At 67.5% G+C, this 17,443-nt stretch carries 12 protein-coding genes; 7 read left to right on the forward strand and 5 right to left on the reverse strand.

Annotated features, from left to right (window positions below; translation table 11 throughout):
* Positions 1 to 3: 3 nt before the first annotated feature.
* Genes V5F84_RS03525 through V5F84_RS03540 form a run of 4 tightly spaced genes read left to right on the forward strand, consistent with a single transcriptional unit; the run spans position 4 to position 3,920 of the window.
* Positions 4 to 654, forward strand: coding sequence for an amino acid ABC transporter permease (locus tag V5F84_RS03525; protein ID WP_394043968.1), 651 nt, complete (start codon positions 4 to 6; stop codon positions 652 to 654).
* Positions 641 to 1,363, forward strand: a complete 723-nt coding sequence (locus tag V5F84_RS03530) for an amino acid ABC transporter ATP-binding protein (RefSeq protein WP_394043969.1) — start codon at positions 641 to 643, stop codon at positions 1,361 to 1,363. The genes V5F84_RS03525 and V5F84_RS03530 overlap by 14 nt, the downstream gene beginning before the upstream one ends.
* A 44-nt stretch (positions 1,364 to 1,407) precedes the next feature.
* Positions 1,408 to 2,679 (forward strand): allantoate amidohydrolase, encoded by a 1,272-nt coding sequence (locus V5F84_RS03535; protein ID WP_394043970.1) that lies wholly within the window; start codon positions 1,408 to 1,410, stop codon positions 2,677 to 2,679.
* Positions 2,676 to 3,920 carry a M20/M25/M40 family metallo-hydrolase gene (locus V5F84_RS03540; protein ID WP_394043971.1) on the forward strand — a complete coding sequence of 415 codons (1,245 nt, stop codon included), beginning with the start codon at positions 2,676 to 2,678 and terminating at the stop codon, positions 3,918 to 3,920. Before V5F84_RS03535 ends, V5F84_RS03540 begins: the two co-directional genes overlap by 4 nt.
* 35 nt (positions 3,921 to 3,955) lie before the next feature.
* Here the strand turns inward: V5F84_RS03540 and V5F84_RS03545 are convergent, their stop codons facing one another.
* The 4 genes from V5F84_RS03545 to htpG all read right to left on the reverse strand — a co-directional run bounded on the left by V5F84_RS03545 (position 3,956) and on the right by htpG (position 11,569).
* Positions 3,956 to 7,309 carry an EAL domain-containing protein gene (locus tag V5F84_RS03545; RefSeq protein WP_394043972.1) on the reverse strand — a complete coding sequence of 1,118 codons (3,354 nt, stop codon included), beginning with the start codon at positions 7,307 to 7,309 and terminating at the stop codon, positions 3,956 to 3,958.
* Position 7,310: 1 nt separating this feature from the next.
* Positions 7,311 to 7,691, reverse strand: a complete 381-nt coding sequence (locus tag V5F84_RS03550; RefSeq protein WP_394043973.1) for a response regulator — start codon at positions 7,689 to 7,691, stop codon at positions 7,311 to 7,313.
* Complete coding sequence (locus V5F84_RS03555; RefSeq protein ID WP_394043974.1) at positions 7,688 to 9,187, reverse strand: sensor histidine kinase; 1,500 nt, start codon at positions 9,185 to 9,187, stop codon at positions 7,688 to 7,690. The genes V5F84_RS03550 and V5F84_RS03555 overlap by 4 nt, the downstream gene beginning before the upstream one ends.
* A 465-nt stretch (positions 9,188 to 9,652) precedes the next feature.
* Entirely contained in the window at positions 9,653 to 11,569 is a 1,917-nt protein-coding gene (gene htpG / locus V5F84_RS03560) for a molecular chaperone HtpG (RefSeq protein ID WP_394043975.1), read from the reverse strand.
* Positions 11,570 to 11,893: 324 nt separating this feature from the next.
* Between htpG and V5F84_RS03565 the strand changes: the two genes are divergently transcribed.
* Positions 11,894 to 12,964 (forward strand): hypothetical protein, encoded by a 1,071-nt coding sequence (locus V5F84_RS03565; RefSeq protein WP_394043976.1) that lies wholly within the window; start codon positions 11,894 to 11,896, stop codon positions 12,962 to 12,964.
* A gap of 18 nt (positions 12,965 to 12,982) precedes the next feature.
* On the opposite strand, the gene V5F84_RS03570 is transcribed toward V5F84_RS03565, so the two are convergent.
* Positions 12,983 to 13,996 (reverse strand): NAD-dependent epimerase/dehydratase family protein, encoded by a 1,014-nt coding sequence (locus tag V5F84_RS03570; RefSeq protein WP_394043977.1) that lies wholly within the window; start codon positions 13,994 to 13,996, stop codon positions 12,983 to 12,985.
* Positions 13,997 to 14,074: 78 nt separating this feature from the next.
* On the opposite strand from V5F84_RS03570, the gene V5F84_RS03575 reads away from it, so the two are divergent.
* Entirely contained in the window at positions 14,075 to 14,980 is a 906-nt protein-coding gene (locus V5F84_RS03575; protein ID WP_394043978.1) for a LysR family transcriptional regulator, read from the forward strand.
* A gap of 84 nt (positions 14,981 to 15,064) precedes the next feature.
* Positions 15,065 to 17,422: an Orn/Lys/Arg family decarboxylase gene (locus V5F84_RS03580; RefSeq protein WP_394043979.1), complete on the forward strand. Its 2,358-nt coding sequence runs from the start codon at positions 15,065 to 15,067 to the stop codon at positions 17,420 to 17,422.
* Positions 17,423 to 17,443: the final 21 nt, after the last annotated feature.

Raw genomic sequence — 17,443 nt, forward strand, 5'->3', positions numbered from 1 at the left:
GCCATGATCGAATTCTCCTTCGCGATCATCCTTGAAAACCTGCTGCTGGCGACGCGCTGGACCATTCTCCTGTCGCTCATCGCCTTCGTCAGCGGCGGCCTGGTGGGACTGCTGGTCCTGTTCGGCCGCGTCTCCAAGCACGAAGTGCTGCGCCTGCTCACGGCGGGGTACATCGAATTCTTCCAGGGCACGCCGCTCTTGATGCAACTCTTCCTGCTGTTCTTCGGCATCGCCTTGTTCGGCGTCGAGGTCAGCCCCTGGGTTGCCGCCTGGCTGGCGCTGACCTTCTGGACCAGTGCGTTCCTCTCCGAGATCTGGCGCGGCTGCGTGGAATCGGTGCCGCGCGGCCAGTGGGAGGCCTCCGGCACGCTCGCAATGACCTATCTGGAGCAGATGCGCTACGTCATCCTGCCCCAGGCCATGCGCATCGCGGTGGCGCCCACCGTCGGCTTCTCGGTGCAGGTCATCAAGGGCACGGCGCTCGCCTCCATCATCGGCTTCGTCGAACTGACCAAGGCCGGAACCATGCTCAACAACGCCACCTTCCGCCCGTTCCTCGTCTATTCGCTGGTGGCGCTGATCTACTTCTGCCTCTGCTTCCCTCTGTCCTGGTGTTCCAAGCGCCTGGAGGCTCGTCTCAATGTCGCTCGTTGATATCCAAGATGTCCGCAAGAATTTCGGTCCGCTCGAAGTCTTGAAGGGCGTATCCATCGCGATCGACCGCGGCGATGTCGCGGCGATCATCGGCCGCTCGGGCAGCGGCAAGAGCACGCTCCTGCGCTGCATCAACGGGCTGGAGGAATTCCAGGCCGGCGCCATCTCGGTGGACGGGATGCCGGTGGGCAAGACCGATCTGCGCACCCTGCGCCGCCATGTCGGCATGGTGTTCCAGCAGTTCAACCTGTTCCCCCATCTCACTGCGGGCGAGAACGTGATGCTGGCGCCCACCGTGGTGGCGAAGCTCCAGAAGGGCGAGGCGCGCGAGCGCGCCGCCGCCTTGCTGGAGAAGGTCGGGCTCGCCGGCAAGTTCGATGCCTATCCAAGCCAGCTCTCGGGCGGCCAGCAGCAGCGCGTCGCCATCGCGCGGGCGCTGGCCATGGAGCCGACCGTCCTGCTGTGCGACGAGATCACCTCCGCCCTCGACCCCGAGTTGGTGAACGAGGTGCTGCGCGTGGTGGAGCAGCTCGCCAGCGAGGGCATGACGCTGATCCTGGTGACCCATGAAATGCGCTTTGCCCGCGACGTCGGCACAAAGCTCATCTTCATGCACCAGGGCCGCGTCCACGAGGAGGGGGCGCCGAAGGCGCTGTTCGCCAATCCGCAGACGCCCGAACTCGCGCAATTCGTGACCGGCGCGCACTGAAGATCATGCGTCCGCACAAGGTCACAAAACGAGAGGCCGCCCTCATGGAGCCTGCGCGCGAGGCGCTGCCCGAAGCGTTGCCCGAAGCCATGGCGACCCGCATCGTCGCGCGGATCGACGAACTCGCCGCCATCTCGCAGGATGACGGCGCCATCACCCGCGTCTGCTTCTCGCCCGAGCACCGGCGCGCCGCCGACCTCATCCTCGGCTGGATGCGGGAGGCCGGCATGACCGCCCGCATGGACGAGATCGGCAATGTGGTCGGCCGTTATGAAGGCACCTCGCAGGGCCTGCCCTGCCTGATGGTGGGCTCGCATTACGACACCGTGCGCGATGCCGGGCGCTGGGACGGGCCGCTCGGCCTCATCACCGCGATCGAATGCGTTGCGCGCATCGCGCAGGCGGGAACGCGCCGGCCTTACGCGCTGGAGGTGATCGGCTTCGCGGACGAGGAGGGCGTGCGCTTCTCCTCCACCCTGCTGGGCAGCCGCGCGGTCGCCGGCACGTTCGACGAGGGCGTGCTGGAGACGCGCGACGCGTCCGGGATGAAGGCGCGCGACGCCATCGCCGCGTTCGGGCTCGATCCCGCCCGCATCCGCCGCGCCGCCCGCCGCCGCGCCGATATTCTCGCCTATCTGGAACTGCATATCGAGCAGGGTCCGGTGCTGGAGGCGCAGGATTTGCCGGTGGGCGTCGTCACCGCCATCAGCGGCGCGAGCCGGTTCGCGGTGGACCTCACGGGCATGGCCGGCCATGCGGGCACCGTGCCCATGGGCCTGCGGCGCGACGCGCTCGCCGGCGCGGCCGAATGCATCCTCGCCATCGAGGCCCTGTGCCGCGACGCCGGCGCGGGCGTGGTGGGAACGGTGGGCCAGATCCAGGCCGCGCCGGGGGCGACGAACGTCATTCCCGGCGACGTGCGCTTCACCATCGACCTGCGCGCGGCCACCGACGCCCAGCGGCGCGCCACCGTCTCCGCTGTGGTGGAGGCCATCGACGAGATCGGTGCGCGCCGCCAGCTGAAGGCGCGCATCACCAAGACCCACGACAATTCAACGGCGCTGTGCGCCCCCTGGCTGTGCGCGCAGCTCGCAGATGCCATCGCGGCGTCGGGCTATCGCGTGCATGCGCTCCCGAGCGGGGCGGGGCATGACGGCATGGCGATGATCGACATCACCGACATCGCCATGCTGTTCGTGCGCTGCCGCGGCGGCGTCAGCCATCATCCGAGCGAGCATGTGGAGGCGCGCGACGTCGCCGCCGGCGCCAAGGTGCTGCTGCATGCCATGGAACACTTCACCCCAAGGGCGTCATGACCGAAGATTTCAAGACCGCAATCGCCGAAAGCCTCGCCGCCCGAAAGGAAGCCGAGATCCAATTCCTGGCCGAGCTGGTGCGCATGCCGTCCGACAATCCGCCGGGCGATTGCGCGCCCCATGCGGCGGTGGCCGCGCGGCTGCTGGAGGATCTGGGCTTCGCCGTCGAGCGCCATGCGGTGCCGCAGCAGGCGGTGCAGGACGGCGGCATGGTGAGCATCACCAATCTCGTGGTGCGCGAGCGGTTCGGCGAGGGGCCGACCATCGCCCTCAACGCCCATGGCGACGTGGTGCCGCCGGGTCTCTGCTGGACGTTCGATCCCTATGGCGCGGAGATTGCCGACGGCTTCATGTATGGGCGCGGGGTGGCGGTCTCCAAGTCGGATTTCGCCACCTATGCCTTCGCCCTGCTTGCGTTGCGCGATGCCGCGCGGGCCGGCGCGCGCTTTTCCGGCACGGTGGAGCTGCACTTCACCTATGACGAGGAAATGGGCGGCCTGCTCGGCCCCGGCTGGCTGCTGGCGCAAGGCATTTCCAAGCCGGATTACGCGCTCTCGGCGGGTTTTTCCTATGACATCGTCACCGCCCACAACGGCTGCCTGCACCTGGAGGCGGAGATCGTCGGCCGCTCGGCCCATGCCGCCATGCCGGAAACCGGCGTCGACGCGCTGGAGGCGGCGACCGGCGTGCTGGCCGCGCTCTATCGCCTGCGGCACCAATTGCGCGCACAGGTCTCGCCCCTTCCGGGCATCGGCGCCCCGGGGCTGACGGTGGGGCTGATTTCTGGCGGCATCAACACCAATGTGGTGCCGGACAAGGTCACCCTGCGCATCGACCGCCGCATCACCCCGCAGGAGGACGCGGCGGCGGCCGAAGCGGACCTCAGGGCGCTGATCGAACGGGAAGCCGCCGCCTTCCCCGGCATCTCCTGCCGGTTCCGCCGCCTTCTGCTGGCGGAACCCTTCGTGCCCATGCCGGGCCAGGACCGCCTGGTGGCGGCGATCCAGCGCGCGGCGCTGGGGGTGATCGACCAGCCGGTGGGCACGAAGGGCGTGCCGATCTACACCGACGCGCGGCTCTATTCGGCGGCGGGCATTCCCACCGTGCTCTACGGCGCGGGGCCGCGCACGATCCTGGAGGCGAACGGCCACCGGGCCGATGAGAAGCTCTCGCTGGCCGATCTGGAGCGCGCGACCCACGTCGTCGCCCTGGCGCTGGCGGACCTGCTCGCCGGGGAATGAGTGCCCCGCCGGGCTCGCCCTGAGACGGTTTCCCGCTATCGCCGGTAGTCGGCGAGGAAATTTGTCAGGCTCTTGGCATCCAGCGGCCGGCTGAACAGATAGCCCTGGATCTCGTCGCAGCGCAGCTTGCTTAGCAGATCCATCTGCTGGCGGGTCTCCACCCCTTCGGCGATCACCTTCAGCCCGAGCGAATGGGCGAGCGAGATGATGGCATCCACGATCATCATGGTATCGCGCCGGGGCGTCATGCCGGAGACGAAGGAGCGGTCGATCTTCAGCGCCGAAACCGGCAGCTGCGCCAGATATCCCAGCGAGGAATGGCCGGTGCCGAAATCATCGATGGCCACCTGCACGTCGTGGGCGCGCAATTGCTGGAGCTGGACCACGGTGCGGTCGATATCCTCCATGGCGGCGCTTTCCGTCAGCTCGATCTCGAGCCACGGCGCGGGCCACCCGGAACCGGGCGGCGGCGCCATCTTGTCCAATATGGCGAGCACGTCCTCGACGAAATTCGGCTCGCGCATCTGCACCGCCGAGACGTTCACCGCAATCGGAAGATAAGGCAGCCCCGCCGCGAGCCAGGACGATTGGTCCTCCATGGCGCGGCGGATCACCCACAGGCCGACATCCACGATCATGCCGTTTTCTTCCAGCAGCGGCACGAACTGGCTTGGCTGCACCATGGTGGTCTCGCTGTCCTGCCAGCGCAGCAGGGCTTCCAGGCCGATGATGTTGCCGGTGGAGATTTCCAGCTTCGGTTGATAATGGAGCTGGAATTCGTGGCCCGAAATGGCCTGGGCGAGGCGCATTTCCACTTCCATGCGGCGCGCCATCTCCTCGTGCATGCGCGGCTCGAAGAAGGAGATGCGCGCCCCCGAATTGCGCGCCCGGCGCAAGGCGGTCTCCGCATTGGCCAGCAGGGCGTCGGCGTCGTCCGCATCGTCGGGATAGATGGCGACGCCGGTCTGTATGGTCAGGGTGACCTCGTGCGTGCCCACCTTGAACGGCTTGGAGAAGGCTTCGTCCAGCGAATGGTCCATGCGCAAGGTCGGCTCGCTCGGGTCGGCCTTGTTGGGCAGGAAGGTCGCGAACAGATTGCCGGAGATGCGTGCCACCCGGTCGGGAAAGCGGGACGCGGCCTTCAGCCGGTGCGCCACCTGGCGCAGCACGTCGTCGCCGGCGGCGCGGCCGAGCGTGGTGTTGATCGAGACGAAATTGCGCAGGTTGCCCAGCACGACGAGAAGCTGTTCCCCGTCTTCCTGCGCATTGTGCATCGCCTGGCGCAGGCGTTCGAGGAACAGGGCGCGATTGGGCAGCCCGGTGAGGCCGTCATATTGGCTCAGTTGCGCGAGCCGGTTCTGGGTCGAGAGATGGGTCAGCGCGAAGGAGATGTCCGCCACCAATTGCTTGAGCAGCAGCATTTCCTCGGCCGTGAAGAAGCCGCTGGCGCGCGCGCGGAGCACCAGCACGGCGATCAGGCGGGCGCCCTCGGCCAAAGGCAGCGCGACGCAGGAGGCCTTGCCCGACAGCGCGTCATTGTCGATGGCGGGGGCGCCGGTGGCGATCGCTTCCGCGATCAGCTGGGTGGTATCGATCGGCGCGAGGCTTGGCGCTTCGCTCGGGCCGGGATGCGCCTGCAGCACACCCTCGGCGCTGGCGGCGACCCGGCGCACCGGCAAGCCGCCGTCTGCCGCCCTGACATCGAGCAGCACCACCTCGGCCTTGGCGAACTGGCCCTCCTCGACCGCGATCTGGCACGCGCCCTCCAGCAGGGCGGTGCGATCGGCCACCCGGACGATCAGGGAATTGATGCCGCTGAGCACGGCGCGGATGCGGGAGAGCCGCACGAGACGCAGTTCCTGCCGGCGCCGGTCGATGAACTGGCCGACCTGGCTGCCGAGGGCGGTGAACAGGGTGCCGAGGGCTGGATTGGAGGCGCGGGACGCCTGGCCGAAGAAGCCGAGCACGCCGATCACCTGGCCGCCGGTGACGACGGGAAACGCCAGCGCCGACGTCATGCCGAGCGCGCGCACCACGCTCGCGCGGCGGCACACCCGGTCGAGCTCGGCCTCGTCCAGCCAGACCGGGGCGCCGCTCTCCCAGGCCTGCCCCAGCAGGCCCGCGTTCTTGGGAAAGTCGAACTGGCGGGTTTGGGCGAGAAAGTCGTCGGCCGCCGCGCTGTCCGCGTGCCAGGTGGCGACATGGCGCAGGCGGTCCGCGTCCGCGTCCATCTCCCACAATTCGCCCAGCTGGAAATCGGCGAGGGCGCAGATGGTGCGCAGGATTTCCGGCGCCGCCTGATCGATGGAGGAGGTTTCCGCCAGCACGCCGGCGAGGGCATACTGGATCTCCAGCCGCCATTGCGCCGCGGCGCGCTCGGCCACCTCCCCCTCAAGCTGGCCCGAGCGTTCGGCGAGCTCGCTGAACAGGCAATGATTCTCGAAAATGCGGCCGACATAGGAGGCGAAGATGGAGAGCAGGCGCTCGTCGTCCGGCGAGAAGCCGTTCCGGCCGATCTTGTTCGAAGCGCAGACCCAGCCGAACGCGCGCGTGGTCGAGCGCACCGGCACGAACAGAAGCGAGCGCACCCTCGGAAACGCCACCGGCAGGCCGAGGTTGACCGCGTCCGTGGCATCGGCGAGATGGCGCGCCGCGCCGTTGGTGCCGAGCGGGATCGGCTGCGGCCCGTTCCGCAGAAGCTGGCTCTCCACCTCGCCGATCAGCTCCTCCGGCAGCCCGCTCGCGGCCGCATAGCCGACGCCGGGCGGGTCCGGCTCCCAAAGCCCCACCACCGCATGGCGCGCGGCGACGAGATCGCGGGTCCACCGGCAGAACACCCGGGCGATCTGCAAGGGCTCGCGCTCGGCGGCGATCTGGAGGCTCATCTCGATCAGCGCCATGAGCCGGCTGGTGGTCCATTCCAGCTCCTCGGTGGCCTGGACCAGCTTGTTGGAGACCAGCCGCAGGTGCTTGCGGTCGAAGCCGTGGTTATTGGGAGCGTCGGAGGGAACGATGGTGCGCTTGTGCGTCAGCACGTCGTTGACCACTTCCAGGATCAGCGCCGGGTCGGCCGGCTTGGTCAGCACATATTGGACGCCGCAGGCCTGGGCGAGGGTGAGCGCCTCGCGCTCGTTGTAATGGGCCGTGTAGAAGATGACCGGAATATCGGCGAGGCCGCCGGCCTGCCGCAGGGCGCGCACCAACTCGTAGCCATCGCCCGACGGCATCAGGATGTCGGAGATGACAAGGTCGGGAAATTCCTCATGGGCGATCGCCAGCGCGGTCGTGCCGTCGGCCGCCTCGATCAGCCGATGATCGCCATACTTGAGCAGCGTGACCAGGAACTCACGGTTGATCGCATGGTCATCGACGATGAGGATGGTCGCCATGTCATTGGCTCGATCGCTGTGGCGGCAGGTGACGGGCGATCTGATGGGCGAAGATTTCCGGATCGATCGGCTTGGACAGATAGTCGTCGAACCCCGCGGCGATGATGTTCTCGCGATCGCCCGACATGGCCGAGGCGGTCACCGCCACCACCGGGATCGCGGCAAGCTCGGGATCCCGCTTGATGGCGGCGACGATCTCGAACCCGTTCATGCCCGGCAGCTGCACGTCGCTGATGACGAGATCCGGCCGGTGCGCGCGGGCAAGATCGAGCCCCGCGCGGCCATCGCCGGTCTCGATCACCTCGTGGCCCGTGCACCGCAGAATGTAGGTCATGAGCTCGCGGCTGGTGGGATGGTCTTCGATGACCAGGATCTTGGTCATGATCCGGCCTCCGCCGGCAGGATCAAGGTGAAGGTCGAGCCCTTGCCATATTCGCTTTCCAGCTCGATGCGCCCCCCGAGATGTTCCGCCAGCCGGCGGCTGATGTGCAGGCCGAGGCCGCTGCCCTCGCGCGGCCCGGTTTCGGATTCGAAGCGGGCGAAGGCGTCGAACACGGTCGGCAGGTGCTCGGCGCGAATGCCCATGCCCGTGTCGGTCACGCTGAACCGAACCTCGCCGCTCGCGCCTTCGGCCGCCGGGCGCAGGCCGACATGGATGCTGCCCCGGTCGCAGAACTTGACCGCATTGGCGCTGAGATTGGTGAGGATCTGGATCAGCGCGCGCCGGTCGGTGCGGGCGATCAGGTTTGCCTCCGGCATGTCGAGGCTGAACTGAAGCCCTTTCTGCTCCACTTGATGCTGAAGGGCGCCGAACACGCCGCTCAGCACCTCCTGGCACACCACCGGCTCCATCCGCAGCTCGAATTTGTCGGCCTCGATGCGGGCGAGGTCCAGCAGGTCGTTGATCAGGGACAGCAGGTGGCGCCCGCTGCTCTGCACGGTCTTGAGCTGCCGTTCCTGGTCGTCGTTGAGAGGACCGGGCAGGCGCATCAGCAAGGTGCCCGTGAAGCCGATGACGGCATTCAGAGGGGTGCGCAGTTCATGGCTCATGGTCGCCAGAAAACGATCCTTGGCTTGCATGGCGCTGGCAAGCTGCTCGTTCTTCTCGCGCAGCGCGGCTTCGAAGCGCTTGCGCTCGGTGGCGTCGCGGATGGCGCTCAGCACCAGCGTGCCTTCCGGCGTCTGCAGCGGGCTGAGGCTGATGTCGACGGGGAATTCCGATCCGTCCGCGCGCAGGCCGTGCAGTTCGAGGCCCACCCCCATGGCGCGGACGCGCGGCTGCGCCACATAGCCTGCCCGGTGGTGGAGATGGGCCTTGCGCAGGCGCTCCGGCAGGAGGCGTTCCACCGGATCGCCGATCAGGCTGCCCGCGGGATAACCGAACAGCGCCTCGGCCTGGCTGTTGATCAGCACGATGCGGCCGGTGGCGTTGAGCACGACGATGGCGTCCGGCATCAGCTCGAACAGGTCGCGGAAACGGGTTTCCAGCAGCTTGGCGTCGCGCTGCACCCGCAATTGCGTCACATCCTTCTCGCCCAGCACGATCAGCGGGGCGGCGCCGCTGCCGTTGGTGTGGGTGATGCGCTTGGCGGTGACGTCCACATACATCAGCACCCCGTCCTTACGCCGCCGCAGCGCCTCGTATGTGCTGGGGCCGGCGGGGGGCAGGGTGTTGAGCGGGTCGGCCGTGCCATCGGGCGCGTCGCGGGGCTGGACCAGTTCGCGCAGGCGCTCGCCGAGGGCTTCGGGCTGCGTATAGCCATACAGGCGCTCGGCGCCGCGATTCCACACCAGGACCCGGTGCTCGGCATCGATGGCGATCACCGCGTCGGGTGCCTCTTCCAGGATCAAGGCATCGTAGGCGCGGTCGCTGTCCATGATCCGTTGCTCTCTGCTCTGGCGCGGATACGATCCGAAGCTTGCGTGCAGCTGACGCGCGAAATCTTTTCACCTGCCCTGGGCCCACGTCCTCATTTCAGCGGGGGGCCACTTTCATTGTTATAATTATGCGACGCAACTTGCGATAGATGTTCCGTGCGAAAACGGCCGTCTATTTGTGGCGTCGCCGCGCGCTTATTGTGCAAATGCGGGAAGCATTTGCGGAAAAATGGTAAAATCGTCCGAATTTCGTGCCGCGCCGGAAGTGGCGCCGCAGCAAATCCTATCGAATAGTGTGAGGAAGGGGCTGGCGCCGCACGAAAGCGCCCGGGGGGGGGCGAGGCCGCGGAGCGCGGGACGGCGTGCGATTCGTCGGCCGCGTGCGGGCGGCTTCGTCATGCACGGGTCAAGCCCATGCATGACGATCTCTCCTGAACGGCGTCAATCCACGACTGTCGATCGACCCTAGCGCAGCGCGCGGGCGATCAGGCGGCCGAGCCGGGCGGAAAAGGCGCGGGGATCGCTCGGGCGCTCGCCGTCGGCGATCTGCGCCTCGTCGAGCAGAAGGCGCGCCGCATCCTCGCGGAACGCGGCCTCGTCCTCGCCCAGCTCCGCGAGCTTCACCACCAGATCGTGACGCGGGTTGATCTCCAGCACCGGCTTGGCACCGAGGCCGGCGCGCCCGGCGCTGGCCAGCAGCTTTTCCAATTCCCGGTCCATCCCGGTGTCGGCGGCCACCAAGCACACCGGGCTTTCCGTGAGCCGGTCGGACGCGCGCACGTCGGAGACCGCCTCGTCCAGCGCCGTCTTGAGATAGGCGATGAAGGCGGAAACCGCTTCGCTGGCCTCGGCGGCGGGCTGGTCCGCGCCTTCCAGCAGCGGAATCAGCTTCAGGTCCGCCGAGCCCTGGGTGACGGATTTGAACGGCTTGCCCTCGAAATCCAGGCCCGCCGTGACCCAGAAGCTGTCCACCTGATCCGGCAGCAGCAGCACTTCGATGCCGCGGGCGCGGAAGCCCTCCAATTGCGGCGAGGCGGCGATGCGCTCCAGATCGCTGCCGGTGGCATAATAAATCGCGGTCTGGTTCTCCCGCAGCGCCGCGACATAATCCTTTAGCGAGCGCCATGCACCGCCGGAGGCCGAGGTCTTGAAGCGGGCGAGGTTCAGAAGCGCGGCACGGCGCTCGTAATCCTCATAGAGACCTTCCTTGAGGACCGGTCCGAAATTCTCCCAGATGCCCGCATAGGCCTCGGCATCGTTGGTGGCGAGCTTCTCCAGTTCGCCGAGAATGCGGTTCGACACGCCTTTCTTGATGGCGGCGAGGATCGGGCTTTCCTGGATCATCTCGCGCGACATGTTCAGCGGCAGGTCGGCGGAATCCACGAGCCCGCGCACGAAGCGCAGATAGCGCGGCAGCAATTCCGCCTCGTCGGTGATGAACACCCGCTTCACATAGAGCTTCATGCGCCCGTGGCGGTCGGGGTCGAACAGGTCGAAGGGCTTGGCGCCGGGCACGAAGGCCAGCACCGCATATTCGTGCCGCCCTTCCGCGCGATAATGGAGCGTCAGCGCCGGGCGATCGAACTGGCCGGCGACGCTGCGATAGAAGTCGGCATATTCGTCTTCGCTGATCTCGGACCTGGGCTTGGTCCAGAGCGCGGCGCCGTCGGCGATTTCGGAGGGCTCCTCCTCGTCCGTGCCGATCAGGACGATCGGCACCGGCACATGGCCGGACTGGGCCTTGACGATGCGCTCCAGATTATGGCGCTCGCAATAGGCGAGGGCGTCCTCCATCAGGTGCAGCACCACGCGGGTGCCGCGCGCGGGCGCCTCGGCCAGATCGATCGGGGCGATGGTGTAGGTGCCCTTGCCGTCGGAGGACCAGAGCGAAGCCTGCTCGGTGCCGGCACGGCGCGAGATCACGTCCACCTTCTCCGCCACCATGAAGGCGGAATAGAAGCCGACGCCGAACTGGCCGATGAGCTGGGTGCCTTCCCCGCCCGCATTGGCGGCGATGCGGTCCATGAACGCCTTGGTGCCGGAACGGGCGATGGTGCCCAGCGCTTCCGCCATGTCGAGCGCGCTCATGCCGATGCCATTGTCCTCGATGACGAGGCGGCGCGCCGCCGCGTCGGGATGCAGCGTAATCCGCAGCTTCGGGTCGTCGCCGAGAAGGGCAGGGTCGCTGATCGACTCGTAGCGCAGCTTCTCGCAGGCATCGGCGGCATTGGAGATCAGCTCGCGCAGGAACACGTCCTTGTCCGAATAGACCGCGTGCACCATCAGGTGCAGCAGCTTGGCCACATCGGCCTCGAAGGCGTGGGTCTCGGCGGCGGGGGCGCTTGGGGCGGCGCTCTTGGTGGCGGCGCTCTCGGGGGTCATGGCGGCAGCTCTCCGGTTGAAGGCGACGACCAGATGGCGGATGCCCCCGCCGATTTCAAGGGGCGGCGTGGGCGCAAACCGGCCCTCACGACCCATCGGGGAACGGCAAAGGCGCGCATCTCCTCCGGCATCGGATTCACTAACCCCAGGCTGCGTGGGGCACGCTTTCATCTTTAGCCATCTTCTTTATTTTTGCGGGGTTGTGGCGCCTGAAGATGAGGGAGGGTGGAGAAATTATGCACCAATTGGATGCGAAAATGTCTTCTTCAACCGCAAAATGAGTCTTAGTCTTCGGCGGTCGAAGTGCCGCTGGGGGAGGGGATCATGGCCGTTTATCGGATCATCGGGGATCACGTCATTGCCGAAGAGGATTTGCGCGCCAATCCATCCATGATTGGCAAATTCCTGCCAAACCCCGAGCTGCCGCCGGCGCTCGGCGGGCAGATCAAGCCGCTGGGCGCCACGACCCCCTTCGTGCCGATCGGCAAGGGCCTGCCGCTGACCGTGCTGATCCGCCACGTCTATACCGGCCAGTATCCGGACCCGAATGTCTTTGGCCGTAACGGCGATATCGCCGTGGTGTCGGGCGTGCGGGACTTCGACGTGTTCAACGCCGCGTCGCGCGCCCTCAATTTCATTCAGCAATCGGTGCCGCCCTGTTCGCATTTGACGACGCCCAGCGCCTTCACCGACGGCACGCCGCTGGTCGCCTATTCGCCCGCGGTGCTCGCCGACTCCATCACGCTGACCATCGAACTTGCGGCCGCGCGGTTTCCGCAGGGCTTCGTCAAATCCTTGTCCGGCGCCTTCACCGCGCTCGCGGGGATTCCGATGCTGATGCCCTATGCGGGCTGGCTCCTCGGCAGCGGGCAGATCACGAAGCTGGCCGGCGACATCGGCCACGCGCTGATGGACGGGCCGGTGTTCACGAAGACCGAACAGCTCGATTTCGAGTGGCCCGGGACCGAACAGGCGGTCGCGGATTTTCGCGTGATCTCCCGCCCGGAGTTCCGCGCGGATCTGTTCAAATACAAGGACGGCCGGGGCCTCGTCGATCTCGACGACCAAGCCTATCGGGGCGAGCAGCCTTATGTGATCGTGAGCCTCGACGGGCGCAGGAACGACAAATACGCGAAGTTCGCCCCGACGCTCGCCAGCGCCGCCGTGCTGGAGCGCTTCTTCCAGGTGAAGGAGGGGCAGCAGGCCGCCATCGATACGCTGATCGAGGGCATGCGGCTCGCCTCCGATCTGAAATATCGGCAGCTGGCCGAAGGGCTGGCCCAGGAGATCGCCGCCGCCGCGGGCGATGCGGAGACGATCAAGTCCCTCACCCAGCAATTGAAGGCGGTGCGCGACAACATCCAGACCCCGGCGCTCCGCCCGCCCATGCCCTGAGCGGGGCGCCGCGCCCCCTCACGTCGCCGGTCGGCGTTCAGGGACGCCCGCCGGATCGGGCAGGCAGCCGAGCCCCGCGAGGGTCTCGGCCATGGCGTCGGCCAGCGGCGTGTGGGGCTCCGCGCCGAGGAAGGCCACGAGGCGGGCATTGTTCATGCGCAGCGGCACCCGCCAGAGATAGCGCATCTCGCCCATCTCCCGGAACGTGGTCACGAACGGCGCGGCGAGCGTGACCAGCCACCAGGGAAAGCGCCGCACCTTGAGATCCGGCCGGCCCGTTGCCGCGCGGATCGCCGCACTCATCTCGGTTCCGTCGGCATCCCAATGGCCGTCCATGTGGAACACCGCGAAAGCGTCGAGGGCATCGCCGCGTTCCACCAATTGCACCATGGTCCGCGCCACGTCCGGCAGATAGGCCCATTGGTGGCCGATGCCGGGCGCCCCCGGCACGCTGATGGCGCGCACCGGCCGGCCGGGCCGCACCAGGCCCTGCGAGAACCAGTTGTTGCCGGCATGGGGGCCGAAGAAATCGCCCGCCCGCACGATCAGCGATCGCACCCCTTCCGCCGCGACCGCGCGCAGCCGGCGTTCCATCGCGACGCGGATCGCGCCCTTGCGGGTGGTCGGGTTCTGCGGGGCGTTCTCGCCGGGCGCGGCGAAAGCGTCCGGGCCGAAATTATAGACCGTGCCCGGCAGCAGGAGGCGCGCGCCGCTCGCCCGCGCCGCGGCGATGGAATTCTCCAGCATGGGCAGCACGAGCCTGTCCCAGTCGCGATAGCCGGGCGGATTGACGGCATGGACGATCAACGTCGCCCCTTTCGCCGCCGCCACCACCGCGCCGGCATCCATCGCATCCCCCTTGAGCCAATCGACGCCACGCTCCGGCCGGCGCCATCGCGCAGCGGCGGCTTGCGGATCGCGCGCGAGGGCATTCACCCTCCACCCCCGCCGCAGCAGCTCGGCCGCGACCTCGCCGCCGACGCCGCCCGTCGCGCCCAGCACCAGCGCCGTCTTTTCCGTTGTGTCCGTCATGTCCGTCTCCCGTTCTCGCCGGGATACGACGGCATTTCGCGCTCATATGGAATTGTCAAAGCTGGAGCATCAGCTAGTATGAAATATATGAGCCTGACCGCCGCCGACTGGGAAAATCAGCGCGCTTTTCTCGCGGTGCTGGAGCATGGCAGCCTGTCCGCCGCCGCGCGCGAACTGGCCGTGGCGCAGGCCACCGTCCGGCGGCGGCTGGAGGCGCTCGAACGCGGGCTCGGACAGGCGCTGTTCACCCGCTCGCCCTCGGGCCTTGCGCCCACCGCGGCAGCGCGCGCGCTCGGTCCCCATGCGCGGGCCATGGCGGCGGCCGCCGCCGCCTTTGCCCGCACCGCATCGGCGGACGCGGGCGCGATCGCCGGCACGGTGCGCGTCACCGCCAGCGACATGGTGGGCGCTCATGTGCTGCCCGCCATCCTGGCCGAACTGCTCGAGCGCCATCCGCGCCTGCGGTTCGAAACCCATCTCAGCAACCGCACGCAGGATCTGTTGCATCAGGAAGCGGACATCGCCGTGCGCATGGTGCGGCCGGTGCAGAGCGCGCTGGTGGTGAAGCCCGTGGGTTCGGTGAAGCTGGGCTTGTTCGCGGCGCCGGCCTATGTTGCGCGGGCCGGCCTGCCGCGCGATCTGGCCGACCTCGCCCGCTTCGCCATCGTCGGCCCGGATCGCGACGGGGAGTTCCTGCGCGCCCTCGCCGCCCTGTGTGAGGGCGCGGTGACGGACGCTCTGGCCTATCGCACCGACAGCCATCTCGCGCAGCTGGAGGCGATCCGCGCCGGCGCCGGCATCGGCGTCTGCCAGGTGGCGCTCGCGGCGCGCGCGCCGGTGCTGACGCACGTTCTGCCGGGCCTGTTCGCGCTGCCGCTGGAAACCTTCGTGGTCATGCACGAGGACCTGCGGCAGGTGCGGCGGGTGCGGGCCACGTTCGATCATCTGGTGTCCCGCCTGCGGGCCTATTGCGCTTTGGCCTGAGGCCGGAAGATCGTGAGCCGCGCTGTCACGGCGCTGTCATGAAACGCGTCGACACCTCCGGTTCGGATCAGAGCGGGTGCCCAGATGGACTATTTCAAGCGCTTCAACTTCCTGTTCGCGACCCCGGTCTTCGACGCGGAGGATCTGGAGGGCGCCCGCTACAACCAGATCGTCGCGGAGATCGAGCGCTCCGGCTTCGAGGTGGTGAAGGCGCGCAACCTGGAAGACGCCGAAATCGCCGTGCAGACCGACGCCGCCATCGGCTGCATGCTGGTGGACTGGGGCAAGAAGGGCCTTGAGGGCAAGACCGCTTCCCTCATCAACCTCATGCGCCGGCGCGGCCTGGATTTCCCGATCATCCTGCTGATCCGCCGCAAGCGCTTCGAGGATGTGCCGGTGGAGGTGCTGGACTTCATCGACGGCTATGTCTTCCTCTCCGAGGAGACCCCCGCCTTCATCGCCAAGAATCTCATCAGCCGGCTGAAGCAATATGCCGAGACGCTGAAGACCCCGTTCTTCGGCGCCCTGGTGGATTATGCGGAAGAGGGCAACCAGCTCTGGACCTGCCCGGGGCACAACGGCGGCGTGTTCTATTCCCGCAGCCCCATCGGCCGGGTGTTCATGGAGCATCTGGGCGAAGCGGTGTTCCGCGACGACCTCGACAATTCCGTCCTCGACCTCGGCGACCTGCTGACCCACGAAGGCCCCGCGCTCCAGGCGCAGAAGGAAGCGGCCAAGATCTTCGGCGCCGAGAAAACCTATTTCGTGCTGAACGGCACCTCCACCTCCAACAAGGTGGCGCTCACCGCCCTCGTCACCGACGGCGATCTCGTCCTGTTCGACCGTAACAACCACAAGGCGGCCCATCACGGCGCCCTGCTGATCGCCGGCGGCATTCCCGTCTATGTGCCCACCGTGCGCAATGCCTTCGGCCTGATCGGCCCGATGGATTTCGCGGCGCTGGACGAAGAGGCCCTGCGCGAGCGCATCCGCACCCATCCTTTGGTGAAGGACCCCGAGGCGTGGAAGAAGCCGCGCCCGTTCCGCGTCGCGGTGGTGGAGCAATGCACCTATGACGGGACGATCCACAATGCCGAAATGATCCTGAAGGCGATCGGCCATCTGTGCGACTACATCCTGTTCGACGAGGCGTGGGCGGGCTTCATGAAGTTCCACCCGCTCTATGCCGGGCGCTTCGCCATGGGGCTCGCGGACCTCGGCCCGGACGCGCCGGGCATCATCGCCACCCAATCCACCCACAAGCAGCTCGCGAGCTTCTCGCAGGCCTCGCAGATCCACATGAAGGACCGGCACATCACCGGCCAGAAGCGGCGCGTGGAGCACCGGCGCTTCAACGAGAGCTTCATGCAGCACGCCTCCACCTCGCCCTTCTATCCCTTGTTCGCCTCCCTCGACGTGGGCGCGCAGATGATGAAGGGCCGCTCCGGCGAAGTGCTGTGGGACGATACGATCCGCCTCGGCATCGAGCTGCGGAAGAAGATCCGCGCGGTGCGGCGCGAGTTCGAGGAGAAGGAGCAGCGCCCCGAGCGGCGCTGGTTCTTCGAGCCGTTCGTGCCCGACCGCGTGGCGATCCCCGACGTGTCGAGCCCCGGCGCGGTGCATGACGTGCCGTGGGAGAGCGTCGCCACCGACCAGCTCGCCACCAACCCGGCCTTCTGGCACCTCACCCCCGGCGCCGCCTGGCACGGCTTCGCCGGCATGGCGGCGGGCTTCGCCATGACCGACCCCAACAAGCTCACCCTCCTTACCCCCGGCTTCGACCGCGCCACCGGCGCCTATGCCGAGCACGGCATTCCCGCCCCGGTGGTGGCGCAATATCTGCGCGAGAACCGCATCGTCGCCGAGAAGAACGATTTGAACTCGCTGCTCTTCCTGCTGACGCCCGGAGTGGAGGCCAGCAAGGCCGGCACGCTGATCAGCGGCCTCGTCGCCTTCAAGAAGCTGCACGACGACAATGCGCTGCTGGAGGAGGCGATCCCGGAATTCTTCCGTCGCCGGCCCGTGCGCTATGTCGGGGTGCGACTGCGCGACCTGTGCGGGGACATGCATCGCTTCTTCCGCACCGCGAATGTCAGCGCGCTCCAGGCCATGCAGTTTTCCGCCGCCCACCTGCCGCAGATCGCCATGTCGCCCCATGACGCGGCGCGCGCCCTGGTGCGCAACGACGTGGATTATCTGCCCATCGACGCCATTGCCGGGCGGATCGCCACGACGCCGTTCGTGGTCTATCCGCCGGGCATCGCCACCATCGTGCCGGGCGAGCGGCTCACCGAACGGGCGCAGCCGATGATCGATTATCTGAAAATGTTCGAAGCCTGCTTCAACACCTTCCCCGGCTTTGACGTGGAGATCCAGGGCGTCTATCGCGAGAACGATGCATCGGGCCGCGTGCGGCTCCATACTTATGTTGTCGCCGAATAGGGCGGGGAATGTCGGGTTTAT

Origin of the sequence: Roseixanthobacter liquoris (assembly GCF_043195135.2) — a bacterium.
Taxonomy (GTDB): domain Bacteria; phylum Pseudomonadota; class Alphaproteobacteria; order Rhizobiales; family Xanthobacteraceae; genus NCEH01.

Bases quoted from the DNA above. Each gene is read 5' to 3' on its own strand.
- V5F84_RS03525 (WP_394043968.1), top strand. From the start codon at position 4: ATGATCGAATTCTCCTTCGCGATCATCCTTGAAAACCTGCTGCTGGCG.
- V5F84_RS03530 (WP_394043969.1), top strand. From the start codon at position 641: ATGTCGCTCGTTGATATCCAAGATGTCCGCAAGAATTTCGGTCCGCTC.
- V5F84_RS03535 (WP_394043970.1), top strand. From the start codon at position 1,408: ATGGAGCCTGCGCGCGAGGCGCTGCCCGAAGCGTTGCCCGAAGCCATG.
- V5F84_RS03540 (WP_394043971.1), top strand. From the start codon at position 2,676: ATGACCGAAGATTTCAAGACCGCAATCGCCGAAAGCCTCGCCGCCCGA.
- V5F84_RS03545 (WP_394043972.1), bottom strand. From the start codon at position 7,309: ATGGCGACCATCCTCATCGTCGATGACCATGCGATCAACCGTGAGTTC.
- V5F84_RS03550 (WP_394043973.1), bottom strand. From the start codon at position 7,691: ATGACCAAGATCCTGGTCATCGAAGACCATCCCACCAGCCGCGAGCTC.
- V5F84_RS03555 (WP_394043974.1), bottom strand. From the start codon at position 9,187: ATGGACAGCGACCGCGCCTACGATGCCTTGATCCTGGAAGAGGCACCC.
- htpG (WP_394043975.1), bottom strand. From the start codon at position 11,569: ATGACCCCCGAGAGCGCCGCCACCAAGAGCGCCGCCCCAAGCGCCCCC.
- V5F84_RS03565 (WP_394043976.1), top strand. From the start codon at position 11,894: ATGGCCGTTTATCGGATCATCGGGGATCACGTCATTGCCGAAGAGGAT.
- V5F84_RS03570 (WP_394043977.1), bottom strand. From the start codon at position 13,996: ATGACGGACACAACGGAAAAGACGGCGCTGGTGCTGGGCGCGACGGGC.
- V5F84_RS03575 (WP_394043978.1), top strand. From the start codon at position 14,075: ATGAAATATATGAGCCTGACCGCCGCCGACTGGGAAAATCAGCGCGCT.
- V5F84_RS03580 (WP_394043979.1), top strand. From the start codon at position 15,065: ATGGACTATTTCAAGCGCTTCAACTTCCTGTTCGCGACCCCGGTCTTC.